The 15,127-nt window shown below is 47.9% G+C and carries 14 protein-coding genes; 11 read left to right on the top strand and 3 right to left on the bottom strand.

The genetic code is table 11. The annotated features are described in order from the left end of the window. The first annotated feature begins 98 nt into the window (after window positions 1-98). Both gndA and HF638_RS18785 read left to right on the top strand, forming a co-directional pair. Window positions 99-1,508, top strand: coding sequence for an NADP-dependent phosphogluconate dehydrogenase (gene gndA, locus HF638_RS18790; RefSeq protein WP_169481556.1), 1,410 nt, complete (start codon window positions 99-101; stop codon window positions 1,506-1,508). A gap of 314 nt (window positions 1,509-1,822) precedes the next feature. Continuing rightward, window positions 1,823-2,332: a shikimate kinase gene (locus HF638_RS18785; protein WP_248278203.1), complete on the top strand. Its 510-nt coding sequence runs from the start codon at window positions 1,823-1,825 to the stop codon at window positions 2,330-2,332. A 130-nt stretch (window positions 2,333-2,462) separates the two neighbouring features. Here HF638_RS18785 and HF638_RS18780 read toward each other — a convergent pair whose 3' ends face one another. Then, on the bottom strand, window positions 2,463-2,768 hold the full coding sequence (locus HF638_RS18780) for a rhodanese-like domain-containing protein (RefSeq protein ID WP_169481555.1): 306 nt from the start codon (window positions 2,766-2,768) through the stop codon (window positions 2,463-2,465). A gap of 106 nt (window positions 2,769-2,874) precedes the next feature. Here HF638_RS18780 and aroA point away from each other — a divergent pair, with 106 nt between their 5' ends. From aroA to ptsP, 4 genes are all read left to right on the top strand, one after another. Further along, window positions 2,875-4,170, top strand: coding sequence for a 3-phosphoshikimate 1-carboxyvinyltransferase (aroA, locus tag HF638_RS18775; RefSeq protein WP_169481554.1), 1,296 nt, complete (start codon window positions 2,875-2,877; stop codon window positions 4,168-4,170). Window positions 4,171-4,229: 59 nt separating this feature from the next. Continuing rightward, complete coding sequence (locus HF638_RS18770) at window positions 4,230-4,664, top strand: CoA-binding protein (protein WP_169481553.1); 435 nt, start codon at window positions 4,230-4,232, stop codon at window positions 4,662-4,664. Window positions 4,665-4,860: 196 nt separating this feature from the next. Then, entirely contained in the window at window positions 4,861-6,741 is a 1,881-nt protein-coding gene (locus tag HF638_RS18765; RefSeq protein ID WP_169481552.1) for a glucose PTS transporter subunit IIA, read from the top strand. Then, window positions 6,738-8,498: a phosphoenolpyruvate--protein phosphotransferase gene (gene ptsP, locus HF638_RS18760; protein ID WP_169481551.1), complete on the top strand. Its 1,761-nt coding sequence runs from the start codon at window positions 6,738-6,740 to the stop codon at window positions 8,496-8,498. The genes HF638_RS18765 and ptsP overlap by 4 nt, the downstream gene beginning before the upstream one ends. Before the next feature lie 124 nt (window positions 8,499-8,622). On the opposite strand, the gene HF638_RS18755 is transcribed toward ptsP, so the two are convergent. Then, a complete protein-coding gene (locus tag HF638_RS18755) occupies window positions 8,623-9,147 on the bottom strand; it encodes a type 1 glutamine amidotransferase domain-containing protein (RefSeq protein ID WP_169481550.1) in 525 nt (174 codons plus the stop codon). Window positions 9,148-9,424: 277 nt separating this feature from the next. Between HF638_RS18755 and HF638_RS18750 the strand changes: the two genes are divergently transcribed. The 4 genes from HF638_RS18750 to HF638_RS18735 all read left to right on the top strand — a co-directional run bounded on the left by HF638_RS18750 (window position 9,425) and on the right by HF638_RS18735 (window position 12,230). Next, entirely contained in the window at window positions 9,425-9,838 is a 414-nt protein-coding gene (locus HF638_RS18750) for a hypothetical protein (RefSeq protein ID WP_169481549.1), read from the top strand. Window positions 9,839-9,960: 122 nt separating this feature from the next. Next, complete coding sequence (ytxJ, locus tag HF638_RS18745) at window positions 9,961-10,308, top strand: bacillithiol system redox-active protein YtxJ (RefSeq protein ID WP_169481548.1); 348 nt, start codon at window positions 9,961-9,963, stop codon at window positions 10,306-10,308. A 92-nt stretch (window positions 10,309-10,400) separates the two neighbouring features. Then, a complete protein-coding gene (ccpA, locus tag HF638_RS18740; protein ID WP_169481547.1) occupies window positions 10,401-11,414 on the top strand; it encodes a catabolite control protein A in 1,014 nt (337 codons plus the stop codon). Between the two features lie 120 nt (window positions 11,415-11,534). Beyond that, window positions 11,535-12,230, top strand: coding sequence for a 5'-methylthioadenosine/adenosylhomocysteine nucleosidase (locus tag HF638_RS18735; RefSeq protein ID WP_169481546.1), 696 nt, complete (start codon window positions 11,535-11,537; stop codon window positions 12,228-12,230). A gap of 109 nt (window positions 12,231-12,339) precedes the next feature. On the opposite strand, the gene HF638_RS18730 is transcribed toward HF638_RS18735, so the two are convergent. Then, window positions 12,340-12,972, bottom strand: coding sequence for a GNAT family N-acetyltransferase (locus HF638_RS18730; RefSeq protein WP_169481545.1), 633 nt, complete (start codon window positions 12,970-12,972; stop codon window positions 12,340-12,342). 295 nt (window positions 12,973-13,267) lie between these two features. Between HF638_RS18730 and acsA the strand changes: the two genes are divergently transcribed. Further along, window positions 13,268-14,992, top strand: a complete 1,725-nt coding sequence (acsA, locus tag HF638_RS18725; RefSeq protein ID WP_169481544.1) for an acetate--CoA ligase — start codon at window positions 13,268-13,270, stop codon at window positions 14,990-14,992. The last annotated feature ends 135 nt before the right edge of the window (window positions 14,993-15,127 follow it).

The following is a 15,127-nucleotide window of genomic DNA, read 5'->3' as shown; positions in this document are numbered from 1 at the left end:
GCCACGGGGTTCACTTCTATACATAAAACCGTTAAAATAGGAGTATTGTTGAGAATTTATTTCAATAAAATTAATTGGAGCAAAGGATGGAGGACCAGATGACAAAACAACAAATCGGCGTAATTGGCCTGGCTGTCATGGGCAAAAATTTGGCCCTTAACATTGAAAGCAGAGGTTTCTCGGTATCGGTATATAACCGTTCCCCGGAGAAAACCAATGATCTTCTGAAAGAAGCTGAAGGTAAAAACCTGACAGGCTCATTCTCCATTGAAGAGTTCGTAGCATCCCTGGAATCCCCGCGCAAAATCTTGATCATGGTACAAGCCGGCAAAGCGACCGACGCTACCATTGAACAACTGCTGCCTCACTTGGATGAGGGCGACATCATCATTGATGGAGGTAACGCATACTTCCCTGACACGCAACGTCGCAGCAAAGAGTTGGAAGACAAAGGCATTCGCTTCATCGGTACAGGCGTATCCGGTGGTGAAGAAGGCGCATTGAAAGGCCCTTCAATCATGCCAGGTGGACAGGAAAGTGCTTATAAACTGGTTGAACCGATTCTGACGGCGATCTCGGCCAAAGTCGGTGACGATCCATGTTGTACATATATTGGACCTGACGGTGCCGGACACTATGTGAAAATGGTGCATAACGGTATCGAGTACGGAGACATGCAGTTGATTGGTGAAGCGTACCACTTGCTCAAATCCGTATTGAACGTTTCCGTTGAAGAGCTTCACGCAATCTTTACGGAATGGAACCAAGGAGAGCTGGATAGCTACCTGATCGAAATCACGGCAGATATCTTCTCCAAATATGATCCGGAAACCGGCAAACCAATGGTTGACGTTATTCTGGACGCGGCTGGACAAAAAGGAACAGGTAAATGGACAAGCCAAAGCGCGCTGGATCTCGGCGTACCATTGTCCATGATTACGGAATCCGTATTCTCCCGTTTCTTGTCTGCGATGAAGGACGAGCGTGTAGCAGCTAGCAAAATCCTGAATGGACCAGCGACTGAAGCGTTCTCCGGTGACAAAAAAGCATTTATCGAGAGCGTGCGTAAAGCCCTCTTTGCAAGTAAAATCGTATCCTACGCACAAGGATTTGCACAAATGCGTGCAGCTTCCGATGAGTATGGCTGGGATCTGAAATACGGCAACATTGCCATGATCTTCCGCGGCGGCTGCATCATCCGTTCGCAGTTCTTGCAAAATATCAAGGAAGCTTATGATAAAGACGCAGCACTGAAAAACCTGCTCTTGGATCCGTACTTCCAAAACATCGTTGAGTCTTATCAAGGCGCATGGCGTGAAGTTGTAGCGGCTGCTGTAAAACAAGGTGTTCCAGTACCTGGATTCTCCAGCGCATTGTCTTACTACGACAGCTATCGTACGGAGCGTTTGCCAGCCAACTTGCTGCAAGCACAACGTGACTACTTCGGTGCTCACACATTCAAACGTGTAGACAAAGAAGGCAGCTTCCACCACAACTGGATGGAGTAGTACCACCGCATATACGAGTCGAAGGGATCTGGCTAGTGCCCCTTTAGGTGGCAGCTTTGGCCTGTTGAAGGGCTCATAAAGAGGTTTGGTGTTCCGGTGATTGCCGGTTAACGCCAGGCCTCTTTTTTTTGAATAAGCTCATTGGAGTTCGTTAGGTTGGTGGTTGGTTACTGATTGTGAAAGTATAGAGCTCAAAAGTGCTTGCGGATGTTCCAAAGGAAGTCGGTAAGGAGATGGTCTTTCCCAGTCCGCAGGGCTGTGTTATGATAGGACAAAAGTGCTCACGAATTGCTTGAATTAAAGGAGTGTACACCTTGAGCAAGTCTAACAATATTATTCTCATCGGCATGATGGGAACTGGCAAATCAACCGTCGCTGACATGCTTGCACGCGAGCTTGGCTACCGATTGATTGATGTGGACGCCGCGGTGGAAAAAGAGGAAGGCTGTACGATTCCAGAACTGTTCACTGACAAGGGAGAGACGTATTTCCGTGATGCCGAGAGCCGTATGTTGTGCTCGGTACTGGAGAAAAAGTCACAGGTCATTGCGACCGGAGGTGGCGTGGTGCTGCGTTCGGATAATTGTGACGTGATGTCGAAGAATGGCTGGGTTGTTGCCCTGACTGCTGATCCAGCAGTGATTGTAGAACGTGTTAGCGGCTGTGACAATCGTCCGCTTCTTGCAGGCAATGCAGAGGAACGTATCAAGACGATTATGGAAGAACGGAAAGACGCATATCGGTTCGCGCATTATACAGTGGATACAACCGAGTTATCCGCTGCTGAAGTGACTCGTTTAATTTTAGTGCATTACCGCGTCTAAGCTTGTGATCGTCGAAGTTTGTTGGTTGATAGATAGGTGGCGGATATAACAAAACGGGCCATATGGCCCGTTTCTAGTAGTGGAGTAGAGGTCACAAGGTTACAATGACTTTGCTCCGCTCCGAGTTTCTCTAGTCTTCCTGTTGCCATTGAAGCATGCCGCCAATCATGTTCGTACAGCCTTCATATCCGAGTTGCTGCAGATATTCACAGGCACGTTCACTGCGGTAACCGCTACGACAGATGATTACGATCTCGCCTGACTTATCAATCTCAGACAGTCGGTCCGGAATCTGTCCAAGCGGGATATGCTTGGCTCCTTCGATCATGCCTTGTGCCACTTCATCTTCCTCGCGGACGTCTATCATCTGCAGCTTCTCTCCCGCCTGTAAACGGCGGCGCAGCTCAGATGTTTCAATTTCAGCTATTTGTGTCATATTCAGGTCCTCTTTTCTGTATGGACTTAACGCCTATAATGATACCCAAGCGATGCACGGAATGTCAATTTGGCCACAATATAATCAATGAAGGAGAATTTCATCCATGGACGTTATTGTTAAACCAACCCCTACCCTGAACGGGGAAATCGGAGCACTGTCCTCCAAAAACTACACGACTCGCTATTTGCTGGCTGCTGCGCTGGCAGAAGGTACAAGTACCATTCATTTCCCGGCACACAGTGAAGACAGTGACGCCATGCGCAGATGTATTCGCGATCTGGGGGCAGTGCTTGAAGAAGACGACAGCAAGATTGTGATCCAGGGCTTTGGCAGTCATCCCCGTGATGTGCGTGAATTGAATGTAGGGAATGCAGGTGCTGTACTTCGTTTCCTGATGGGCGTTACAGCGCTCTGCCCTGAAGTTACTTTTGTGAATACGTACCCGGATTCTCTGGGCAAACGTCCACATGATGACCTGATCGATGCGCTGGGTCAACTGGGTGTAGAAGTACAACATGAACAAGGACGCCTACCGATTACGATCAAAGGTGGCAATGCCAAGGGTGGACACATTCGTGTATCCGGCTCCGTCAGCTCCCAATATCTGAGCGCATTGCTGTTTGTTACGCCTTTGCTTGCAGAAGACAGCACCATTGAAGTACTGAATGACCTGAAGTCCAAAGTCGTTATCGGACAGACGCTGGAAGTGCTGGAGCAGGCAGGCATCGTTATCCATGCAAGTGATGATTACATGTTATTCCGTGTACCAGGTGGACAGGCTTACCAACCAACAACCTACACGGTTCAAGGGGACTACCCTGGCTCAGCAGCGGTTCTTGCCGCAGCAGCGGTTACACAGTCTGATGTGAAAATTCTGCGCCTGATGGAGCAGAGCAAACAAGGTGAACGTGCCATCGTTGACGTGTTGCGCATGATGGAAGTACCGTTGACACATGAGAACGATGTCGTTCACGTTCAAGGCAATGGCAGACTGAAAGCGATCGAATTCGACGGGGATGCCGCGACGGACGCCGTTTTGGCTATGGTAGCCGCAGCAGTGTTTGCGGAAGGCACCTCACGGTTCTATAATGTAGAGAACCTGCGTTACAAGGAATGTGACCGAATCACCGATTATTTGAACGAGCTGCGGAAGGCAGGAGCGAACGTCGAAGAGCGTCAGGCTGAGATTATCGTACACGGGCGTCCGGAAGGCGTTGAAGGTGGCGTTGAGATTAACGCTCATTACGATCATCGCGTAATTATGGCGCTTACAGTTGTTGGCCTGCGTTCCAAGGAACCACTTCGTATTCGGGATGCACACCATGTAGCCAAGTCTTATCCGCAATATTTCGATCATTTGCAGGCGCTTGGCGCCTCGGTTCAATGGGTAAAAGAGTAAATAACTGAAAACCTGTCTTTTGAACACGCACTTTAATCAGAAAAGGATGGTGCTTGAACATGGAATTTAACAACCCTACTCGTGAAGAAATTGGACAACTTTTGCGCAATGCAGGCAACATCGCAGTCGTCGGCTTATCAGACAAATCGGATCGCACTTCCTATATGGTAGCCGAAGCCATGCAGAGCAGAGGCTATCGCATCATCCCGGTTAATCCACAGGTGCAAGGTGAAATCCTTGGAGAGACGGTATATGCCACACTCGCGGATATTCCAGAGCCGGTAGACATCGTCAATGTGTTTCGTCGCGAAGAGTTTTGCGCAGATGTAGCTCGTGACGCTGCTGTCATCAAAGCGAATGTGCTGTGGCTGCAGCTTGGCATCCATAGTGATGAAGCGGTCCAGATTGCTGCGGACAACGGCATGACAGCGGTAACGAATCGTTGTATCAAGGTAGAGGATTCCATCGTTCTGCGCGGCGCTGGACGCGGCTGAGAGGCTCGTTCACCTGTGATCGGATAATCTCCTGATCTCACCCAATTGAATGATTATAGGATGAATCCCGTTAACTTGAAGTTGACGGGATTTTTTCTGTTCCATTTTTGCCGTATTAATTACCAATTGGTTACTGTTTTGCTTTGACAAAACGTTGCGTAAAGCTTACCATCTAGGATAGAAAGGAGAGGTCGCCATGAATTGGCTCGGATCCTTGCAGCAGCTCGGACGAGCGGTAATGCTGCCTACAATGGTCCTGCCCGCCGCCGCAATTTTGCTCAGTGTTGGCAGTCTGCCTTGGGACGCCTGGGGATTGGATGTTGTCGGTGAAGTGTCTACCGTGGCCGGACACGGTATTTTTTATTTCTTACCGTATTTGTTCGCTGTCGGTGTAGCACTGGGACTCTCCAACCAGGCCGGACAAGCGGGACTAGCTGCGCTGGCTGGTATCGTGATATATGATCAGGTGACTCGCAACTTCGGTGACGGCACCGTTCAGCCCGCTTCCTTAATCGGAATCATACTCGGCGCGCTTGCCGGGGGAATGCATAATCGCTTTAAAAGCATTAAACTACCTGAAATTTTACAATTCTTTGGGGGTTCTAGGTTTGTTTTACTCATTGTTGGACTCTGTTCGGCACTGTTCTCCTGTTTTATGTTATGGCTTGCTCCGATCCTGCAGCATGGATTGAACGCCATCGCCACTTGGGAATACAGTCTCGGGGGTTTTGGACTGTTCATCTACGGTGTGTTATACAGGGTGCTGGTCGCTTTCGGGCTTCATCACCTGCTTAACAATGTGTTTTGGTTCCAGTTAGGGACGTTCGAAACGCCTGATGGTAACATTGTGCAAGGGGATTTGCCTCGATTTTTTGCAGGTGATCCCACCGCAGGATTCTTTATGGCGGGTTTGTTTCCCATCATGATGTTCGCCATTCCGGCAATAGCCTTCGCTATTATTCAGGAAGCCAGAGAAGATCTGAAACCGAAAATTAAGAAAACCTTTCTGACATCGGCACTCGTTTGTTTTCTGACCGGGGTATCGGAGCAGATTGAGTTTGCTTTTTTGTTCGCTGCACCTTATCTGTTCATCGTGCATGCAGTCATGTCCGGTGTTGCCATGTGGATTAGCTACTGGCTCGATATCCGGCACGGCTTTTCTTACTCCGCAGGTATTATTGATTACATACTCAATTTCCATCTATCGGAGAATGCTTGGAAGCTCATTCCGGTTGGCATACTATATGGGCTGGTCTATTACTTCCTGTTCCGATGGGCGATTCGTACGTTCAAAATACCAACACCAGGACGTGAAGAGGGGTCTATGTTGGAAGATTGGGTAGGTAACATTCCTTATCAGGCACCTTTGATTCTCGAAGCATTGGGTGGAAAAGGTAACATTGTGCAGGTTGAAGCCTGTATTACACGTCTTCGCCTGACTGTTCATGATGACCGCCTGATCGACACGGGTGCCATGAAAAGTATGGGGTCCGCTGGACTAATCAAGCTGGGTGGCGGTAACGTACAGGTGGTATTCGGTACCTACTCGGAATTGATCCGGGAAGAAATCGCGAAGCTGCTAGAAAGAGATCTGCAACAGGTTCTATTCTGTGCCCCCGTTCAGGGTAAAATGCTACCGATCGAAGAGGTGCCGGATCAGATCTTTGCAGCCAAGCTTGTTGGGGATGGAGTAGCCTTTGTTCCGGAAAAGGGAGAGCTGGTTTCACCCGTGTACGGAACGATTATGCACTTGTACCCGACCATGCATGCCCTGGGTATTTCCACCCGGGAAGGGCTTGAGGTGTTGCTGCATATCGGCATCGATACCTCTCAGTTGAAAGGCCATTTTGAAGCTTTTGTTCAGGAGGGCGATACGGTGGAGCCAGGGCAGTTGTTGATCAAGTTTGATCTGGCAGTACTTCGCGAGCAAGCGGCGTCACTGACAACACCAATGGTAATTACGAATCCGGATCGTGTAAAATCATGGAGTTTTGCTCCATTTAAGCAAGTTAAGAAAGGTCAGGCATCCGTTATGTCCGTGGTGCTCTATGACAGGAACGTTGGAGGGGTAGAATGAAGATACAAGGCATCAACGGAGCTGCAGGCATAGCCATCGGCAAAGCATTTGTCCTGCCCAGTTGGGAATGGGATCTGCCGGATCAGAAGATGGATTCGGTGGATCTCGCCCAGGAGTTCGAACGGTTGTATGAGGGCATACGGACATCAAAGGATGAGATCGAATATATCAAAAATGAGTTCAAGGAAGTCGTTGGTCCAGAGGAGTCCAGTATTTTTGATGCACATCTGGCGATCCTCGAAGATCCGGTATTCATGAACGAAATTCGCGGCATTATCGAACGCCAATACAAGGCGGCAGAAGTGGCGGTCAAAGAAGCCATTGACCATTTTGTGACGATGTTTGATCTGTTGGAAGATGAGTATATGAAGGAGCGGGCTATTGACATCAAGGATGTGGGTAACCGTCTGCTCAAGCATTTGCTCGGCGCACCCGAGATTACACTTCCTTCGGATACCCAGCCTTATGTACTCGTTGCGAAAGAGCTGTCGCCATCTCAACTGGCACATCTGAATCCCACTCATGTGCTAGGTATTGTAACCTTGATTGGTGGGAAAACATCACATTCTGCGATTATGGCTCGTGCACTTGGCATTCCTCTCGTTTCCGGTCTGGAAGCGAGTCTTGGCATGCCGGTAGAGACAGGGGATATGCTTGTGGTAGATGGTGATAATGGTTTGGTATTTACCGATCCGGACCGCAAGACAATTGAACGGTATACGATGCTGCGCAGTAAGCAGTTGAAGAAAAAGGAACAACTTCAAGTGCTTGCTACGGTAGATGCCGTAACTAAAGACGGGGCCGTATTACATCTTGCTTCCAATATCAGTTCCGTGAAGGAACTGGACATGGCTTTGAAACATGGAGCGAAAGGCGTAGGTTTGTTCCGGACAGAGTTCCTGTATATGGATCGGGCTACGTTCCCAGGTGAGCAAGAACAGTATGAGGTATACCGCCTTGTGGCAGAGAAAACAGCAGGCCAATCCGTTGTCATTCGTACACTGGATATTGGTGGTGACAAGCAACTTGATTATTTTGAACTGCCAGAGGAAGACAATCCTTTTCTGGGATACCGTGCCATTCGGATTAGTCTGGACCGCAAGGATCTGTTCAAAACACAGCTTACAGCCATTCTGCGTGCCAGCGCTGCCGGTAATGTCAAAATCATGTATCCGATGATCTCTTCGGTGGAAGAGCTTCAGCAGGCCAATGAGATTCTTCGTGAGGCGATGTCTGATCTGGACGAGCGGGGATTATCATATGACCCTCACATTCAGGTGGGGATTATGATTGAAGTTCCAGCAGCGGTGATGATTGCAGATCTGCTCGCTGAGGAAGCGGATTTCTTCAGTATTGGTACGAACGATCTGGTTCAATATGTATTGGCAGTAGATCGAATGAACGAACAGATTGCCCATATGTATCATCCGTATCATCCGGCTGTTCTACGGATGCTTCGTGCCACAGCGGATGCGGCTCATACGGCCGGAATTGATGTTAGTGTGTGCGGAGAGATGGCAGGGGACGAACGTGCCATTCCGCTTTGGTTGGAGCTTGGCATTCGCCACTTGAGTATGTCTCCACAATCCCTGCTGCGTGTGAAACACAGAGTGCTGAACACAACGGCATCGGCAGCCAAAGAAGAAGCGCGTAAGTGCTTTGCCTTGCGAACCAGCGGAGATATCGAGGAGCGCCTACAGGTTTTTAATGATTCCACAGGTAGTCCAGACGAACAAAGTGGCTCGAATGCATCATGAAACAGATAATTGGATATAAACACCTTTAAGTTAATATATTTACATTTGTGATAAATTGTTGTTGAGAAACTTGTCATAGTAAAATAACCCCGTTGTGCTGATCTCAAGCACAACGGGGTTATTTTTATTTGTCAGCGAGTGCATCACAGAATGCCTTACCGTAAGGTGGAAGGTCGGGTGGACGACGTGCTGAGATGATATGTCCATCAACAACAACTGCTTCATCTTTCCAGATGGCACCTGCATTTTCCATGTCATCCCGAATGCCTGGTGTAGAGGTTACCGTTACTCCGTCCAGAATTTTGGCGGAGATCAGAACCCAACCTGCATGACAGATTTGTCCGATCGGTTTCCGGTCTGCATTCATTTCCTTCACAAGCTCAAGTACTTTGGGATAACGACGCAGCTTGTCCGGCGCCCAGCCGCCTGGCACGAGAATACCATCATACTGTGAACTGTCGAGTTCATCGAAACTGTATTCAGCTTCAGCAGGGACACCATATTTGCCAATATAGGTTTTTCCTTTTTTCTCTCCAGCCAGATGCACCTCTGCGCCTTCTTCACGAACACGATGCACAGGGTACCACAATTCCAGATCTTCGAATTCTTCATCGACCAGAGCGATGACTTTTTTACCGGTTAATCTCATATCCATCTCTCCTTTTTGTGGTGATTAGGGATGTCGCGTCTTTCATTGTAACAGATTCTCCGTGGGAGTTCATGGAAGTGCATATTCACTTTTGAGGAAGCGATTACAAGTCAAGGGCTACCTGCATTCGACAACCTTCTTCTGGTGGGAGTGGTAATTTGTGCAACCTCTCATTTGCAGCAGGATTTGAGCCGAAATAGGTCGAATGGTACTTATATAAGAGTACAGAACGAATGAGGTGATGGTTGTGCGCAAGTCGTGCAGATGTGGACATGTAATGGAGTTGGAGTTAAGAACCGTGGTATACGCCAAAAAGGTGGAGATTCGAAACGTTCCTGTATTTGCGTGTACAGACTGTGTATCATACGAAGTGCTTCCACCGGTCAAGCCGGACTTAACAGAATGCATAAGCACACTGGGTGAACAACCCGTGAAGCAGGATGTATCTTTTGGTGAACGGAATGAACTGGCAGATCTGTTTCATGAACAACTGTTAGCCTGGCCGGATGCGACGGATCGGGAGATGGAATATCGAATGCAGCAAGCGGTGGAGGAACGTATTAATCTGCTGTTGGACATTATGGGGTACGCAACGAAGTCTGGAGATGCAGTGTGGATGGAGACCACGGAGCGCAGATTAAGTCAATTATCGGGATTTGTGTGGCAGGAGTACTTCTCGAATGCTGTCTAATTTTGACGTGTGAAATGCTTGTTTTCATGAAAATTGGCTTTTTCGCGCACTTTTTGTTAAGATATCGAAGAGTGAAAACGCTCAACATAGCGGTATTCCTGGTAAAGGAGGATGTATATCTAATGGCTGACATGACTAAAATGACAAGTATTGAACAGCTAAACTCCGCAGTGGAGGCTACCAAGGATCAACCCTTGCTTCTGTTTAAGCACAGTACACGCTGCCCGATCAGCTCAAATGCTTATCAGGAGATGAACGATTATTTGCAGAACAATCCCAATGAACAAGTGAAATATGGCATCATCTATGTTGTGGAAGATCGCTCGGTATCCAACGAAGCAGCTGACAAGCTGGGTGTTAAGCACGAATCTCCACAGGCGATCCTGATTAAAAAGGGAATTCCTGTATGGCATACTTCCCATTCAGATATTACTAGCGCCACACTTACGAATGTTTTGAGTGAGTCCTAAAGCCTATTTTAATTGATTAATGCAAAAATTTGTCGTAATATAAATCTTAATGAAAATGGTATGAAAATTTACTGGTAATGGAGAGAAGTACTGTGACGGTAACCATTTATGATGTGGCACGTGAAGCTGGAGTGTCTATGGCAACGGTATCACGGGTAGTTAATAATAACCCTAATGTCAAACCGCAAACGCGGAAAAAAGTATATGAAGCCATCGAGCGGTTGGGATATCGTCCAAATGCGGTAGCCAGAGGTCTGGCAAGCAAGAAGACAACCACGGTCGGGGTCGTTATTCCGGATATTTCGAACTCAACCTTCGCGGAGATTGCCCGCGGAATTGAAGATATTGCGAATATGTATCACTACAATATTATTTTGTGTAATGCGGATAAGAAGAAAGAAAAAGAAATTCGTGTTATTAACACTCTGCTTGAAAAACAAGTAGACGGACTGCTCTTCATGGGCGGAACAGTAACGGACGAACACATTCAGGCGTTCCAGTCTGCGGCTGTGCCGATCGTACTTTGTGCAACGAGTGATGAGAAGGGATCATTCCCTTCTGTGGATATTGACCATGAGGCAGCTGCGTTTGACGCGGTAAACACCTTGATTCGTCATGGACACAAGGAAATCGCAATGATCAGTGGTACACTGCAAGATCCTGCGAATGGATATGCTCGTTTCCAAGGTTACAAGAAAGCACTGGAAGCAGCAGGCATGGAATATCAAGAGGATCTGGTACGTATCGGTAACTATCGTTATGAATCAGGTGTGGAAGCAATGAAGTATTTCCTCGGACTGAAGAAGAAACCGTCGGCGATCTTTGCTGCAACAGATGAAATGGCGATTGGTGCCATTCACAGCATTCAGGATGAAGGCCTGAAAGTACCGGATGATTTCTCCATTATTAGTGTGGATAACATCCGTATGGCTTCCATGGTGCGTCCTCAGTTGACGACAGTGGCTCAGCCAATGTACGATCTTGGCGCGGTAGCAATGCGTTTGCTGACCAAGCTGATGAAGAAGGAAAATGTGGAGAACCCACGGGTTATTTTGCCACATGAAACGATTCTTCGTCTGTCTGTAAGTCACGCAGATGTAGTTTAATCGGGAATATATACAGGAAAGGGAGAAGTCATTCTCTCTACATAGTGGATATGCGAAAGCTCCGGAGACGGAGCTTTTGTGCTGAATGAGTTTAATAATGAAAACAGGGGGTATCAGAAGATGCGTGAAACGATTGGTATTATCGGAGCGATGGATGAGGAAGTTGAGCTTTTGCTGGCAGGTATGAAGCAGCTGGAGACGGTCAAACAAACCGGGATTACATACGTTGCAGGCGAGTGGCTTGGCAAGCAAATCGTTGTGTGTAAATCTGGTGTAGGTAAAGTAAACGCAGCGGTTACGACACAGATCTTGATTGATCGTTTTCAGGTTAATCGCATTATCTTCACAGGTGTTGCGGGTGCAGTTAACCCAGACCTAAACATTGGAGATATGGTTATATCGTCCGTGTGTGTACAGCACGACATGGATGTAACGCCACTGGGATTCGAACGCGGGGTAATTCCTTACCAGGAGACATCAGCATTCCGTGCCGAGGCTTCGCTTATTGCGCTGGCTGAAGAGGCATGTAAAGCTCAGGGAGCCAATTACCTGATTGGTAAAGTGTTATCGGGAGACCAATTTATCGCCAATAAAGATACGGTTAACATGTTATATACTGAAATGGACGGTGCATGTGCCGAAATGGAAGGGGCGGCAGTCGCTCAGGTCTGTTACATGAATCGTGTACCATTTGTTGTCCTGCGTGGTATGTCAGATAAAGCGGATGGCTCGGCGCATGTTAACTTTGCTGAATTTACTGTGGAGTCTTCGCAGCGTTCACACCGCATTGTGGAGCATATGTTAGAAAATATGTAATGGCAACATCAAGAAAAACCGCCCTTCGATTAGCTGTTCCATGAATTATGGAGCAACGCTGCGAGAGGCGGTTTTTGTTATGTATGTCGTTTTCGAACAGATCATTGAATTAATACATGAACCGATGGCGGAAGCGCACACGATCGAACTGTTCTTCCGATGTTATGGGCACATGACTTCCGATTCGCACCATCAAACAGTTCGCAGGATGTGAACAGATTTCGGGGTCGTCTGTTGCATACCAGGTCATGTCAATCGTCTGCATCAGCTTCTCCATCATTTTACGATAATCCCATACGTTTAGTCCGCTGCCCTTGAGGTCCCAATGCCAATAATATTCTGTTGTGAAAATAATGTAGTTCTCCATGTGTTTATCTTCCAGAGCGGTAAGCAACATTTCACGTCCAATGCCAAGCGAGCGGTAGTCGTCCGCAACCTCGATTGCCCCAAGCTCAATCAAATCAGTCATGTTGCCCTCGGACCAGCGTTCACATTCATCCGCATAGTGAAAAGTTACATATCCAATTATCGTTTCATTTTCGTGTGCGAGGATGATTCGCCCTTCTGGCAATGCTGCGATCTCAGCCAATGCTTCTTGTTGCTCGATTGGGCGCCGAAAGGCATCCAGATCCGGATGGAAGGCAAGACTGGTTATCTCCTCAGCTTGCACGGGGCCTTCAATCGTAATTCGGTGTCCTGACTTGAGGATGGACCGGATATGATATTCCTTGACATGTTCCATGGTTCACGCTCCTCTCTCCCCCTCTTTTTGAGGTTGTTCAAAAAGTCCGCTATAGCAAAAATCCAAAAAAATGAAAAGCCATAGACGACAATTGAAAATATTTGCTATAATTGCGTAGACAAAAAATGTTCACAATTGATCGCAGTATGGATAACATCTGTTTGGCAGAGCAAGTACATGATGAGAAGTTCTCTCTACTAATGTAAGCGCTAACTGGAAGTTCAGTCAACACAAAGGCAATGAGAATTAACCCATAACGGGAATCGAAATGTCGAGTTGAAGGAGGCTGGCAAGCATGAGTCAAGCACATGGTGAGATGCTGCAAACGGTTGTGTCCGAATCTAACCTGGGCGATTACACGGAGGCGAGAAGCCGGTTCGATTGGGAATCGGTGGAAAGGCACTTTACGTGGCACGCCAGCGGAAAAGTGAACATGGCACATGAAGCGATTGACCGTCATGTACTGGAAGGAAGGGGCGGAAGAACCGCTTTATTGTATAGTGATGCTTCGCGTGAAGAGGCCTATACCTTTGCTGATCTGAGTGAACAGTCGAGTCGGTTCGGGAATGTTCTCCGCAAATATGGCATAGCCAAAGGGGAGCGTGTGTTTATTTTTATGCCGCGAAGCCCAGAGCTGTATTTTAGTCTTCTGGGTATATTGAAGGCCGGAGCCATCGCGGGCCCTTTGTTCGAAGCGTTTATGGAAACGGCTGTGAAGGATCGGCTGGAGGATAGCGGGGCTGTAGCACTCGTCACGACTCCGGAATTGCTGGGGCGGATCAAACGCTCCGAACTGCCTGAACTCAAACATATCTTTATTGTGGGTGGCGGCACACAGACTGAAGAAGGACTCATTGATTTTGATGCAGAAATGTCTGCAGCTTCGGATGAGATGGAAGTGGAGTGGTTGAATCGTGAGGATGGCTTGTTAATTCACTATACCTCAGGCTCTACGGGTAAACCCAAAGGGGTCTACCATGTTCAGAATGCCATGATTCAGCACTATTATACAGGCAAGGTTGTACTGGATTTACGTGAGGATGACGTGTACTGGTGCACAGCTGATCCTGGTTGGGTGACAGGTACCTCTTATGGGATCTTTGCTCCGTGGCTTAATGGAGTGACCAATGTGATACGTGGCGGGCGTTTCAGTCCTCAAGATTGGTACAGCACCATCCAGAAGAACAAAGTCACCATCTGGTACAGCGCACCAACAGCCTTCCGTATGCTGATGGGAGCAGGGGAGGAGACGATTGCCCAGCATGATCTGAGCAGTCTGCGTCACGTGATGTCTGTCGGTGAACCGCTCAATCCGGAGGTTGTTCGTTGGGGCTGGAAAACCTATGGTCAGCGAATTCATGATACATGGTGGATGACCGAAACAGGTGCACAGCTGATCTGTAACTATCCCGGAATGCCGATCAAGCCTGGCTCCATGGGACGTCCATTGCCTGGAATTGAGGCAGCTATTATTGATGATCGCGGGCAGGAATTGCCACCGTACAGCATGGGCAATCTGGCGATACGAACACCTTGGCCATCTATGATGGCTAAGATCTGGAATAATCCTGCGAAATACGAGGAGTATTTCAGGCTTACGGGCTGGTATGTGTCTGGCGATTCTGCTTACATGGATGAAGAAGGATATTTCTGGTTCCAGGGACGGATTGATGATGTAATTAATTCGTCAGGCGAGCGTATCGGACCTTTCGAGGTGGAGAGCAAGCTCGTGGAGCATCCTGCGGTAGCAGAGGCGGGGGTAATCGGTAAGCCTGATGTGACACGTGGGGAGATCATCAAGGCCTTTGTAGCGCTTCGTGAAGGATATGAGCCGACCCCGGAGCTAAAAGAAGAGATTTATCGATTTGTAAAAGAAGGCCTGTCTGCTCACGCTGCTCCGCGTGAGATTGAGTTTAAGGATAAACTGCCCAAGACACGTTCCGGCAAGATCATGCGCCGGGTACTGAAAGCCTGGGAGCTTGATCTGCCAGCAGGGGATCTATCCACCATTGAAGACTAGCGAGCTAGTGTTAAGATCATCCATGTCTGGATATCGATGTCGTTACAAATGACCAGGGAAGAAGTTAATACTCTACGAATCCAAATACGGTGACTCTACGCATTTAAATCGGTTGTAAAAGCCTGCTTTATGCCA

The sequence above is a fragment of the Paenibacillus sp. SZ31 genome, from assembly GCF_012912005.1.
Classification (GTDB): Bacteria; Bacillota; Bacilli; order Paenibacillales; family Paenibacillaceae; genus Paenibacillus.
This window is presented reverse-complemented; position numbering and strand designations above follow the sequence as displayed.

Excerpts from the sequence above, each read along its gene's own strand:
- HF638_RS18765 (WP_169481552.1), top strand. The coding sequence starts at position 4,861 with ATGAATTGGCTCGGATCCTTGCAGCAGCTCGGACGAGCGGTAATGCTG.
- HF638_RS18730 (WP_169481545.1), bottom strand. The coding sequence starts at position 12,972 with ATGGAACATGTCAAGGAATATCATATCCGGTCCATCCTCAAGTCAGGA.
- HF638_RS18755 (WP_169481550.1), bottom strand. The coding sequence starts at position 9,147 with ATGAGATTAACCGGTAAAAAAGTCATCGCTCTGGTCGATGAAGAATTC.
- acsA (WP_169481544.1), top strand. The coding sequence starts at position 13,268 with ATGAGTCAAGCACATGGTGAGATGCTGCAAACGGTTGTGTCCGAATCT.
- HF638_RS18780 (WP_169481555.1), bottom strand. The coding sequence starts at position 2,768 with ATGACACAAATAGCTGAAATTGAAACATCTGAGCTGCGCCGCCGTTTA.
- HF638_RS18770 (WP_169481553.1), top strand. The coding sequence starts at position 4,230 with ATGGAATTTAACAACCCTACTCGTGAAGAAATTGGACAACTTTTGCGC.
- gndA (WP_169481556.1), top strand. The coding sequence starts at position 99 with ATGACAAAACAACAAATCGGCGTAATTGGCCTGGCTGTCATGGGCAAA.
- ptsP (WP_169481551.1), top strand. The coding sequence starts at position 6,738 with ATGAAGATACAAGGCATCAACGGAGCTGCAGGCATAGCCATCGGCAAA.
- aroA (WP_169481554.1), top strand. The coding sequence starts at position 2,875 with ATGGACGTTATTGTTAAACCAACCCCTACCCTGAACGGGGAAATCGGA.
- ytxJ (WP_169481548.1), top strand. The coding sequence starts at position 9,961 with ATGGCTGACATGACTAAAATGACAAGTATTGAACAGCTAAACTCCGCA.
- HF638_RS18750 (WP_169481549.1), top strand. The coding sequence starts at position 9,425 with ATGGAGTTGGAGTTAAGAACCGTGGTATACGCCAAAAAGGTGGAGATT.
- HF638_RS18735 (WP_169481546.1), top strand. The coding sequence starts at position 11,535 with ATGCGTGAAACGATTGGTATTATCGGAGCGATGGATGAGGAAGTTGAG.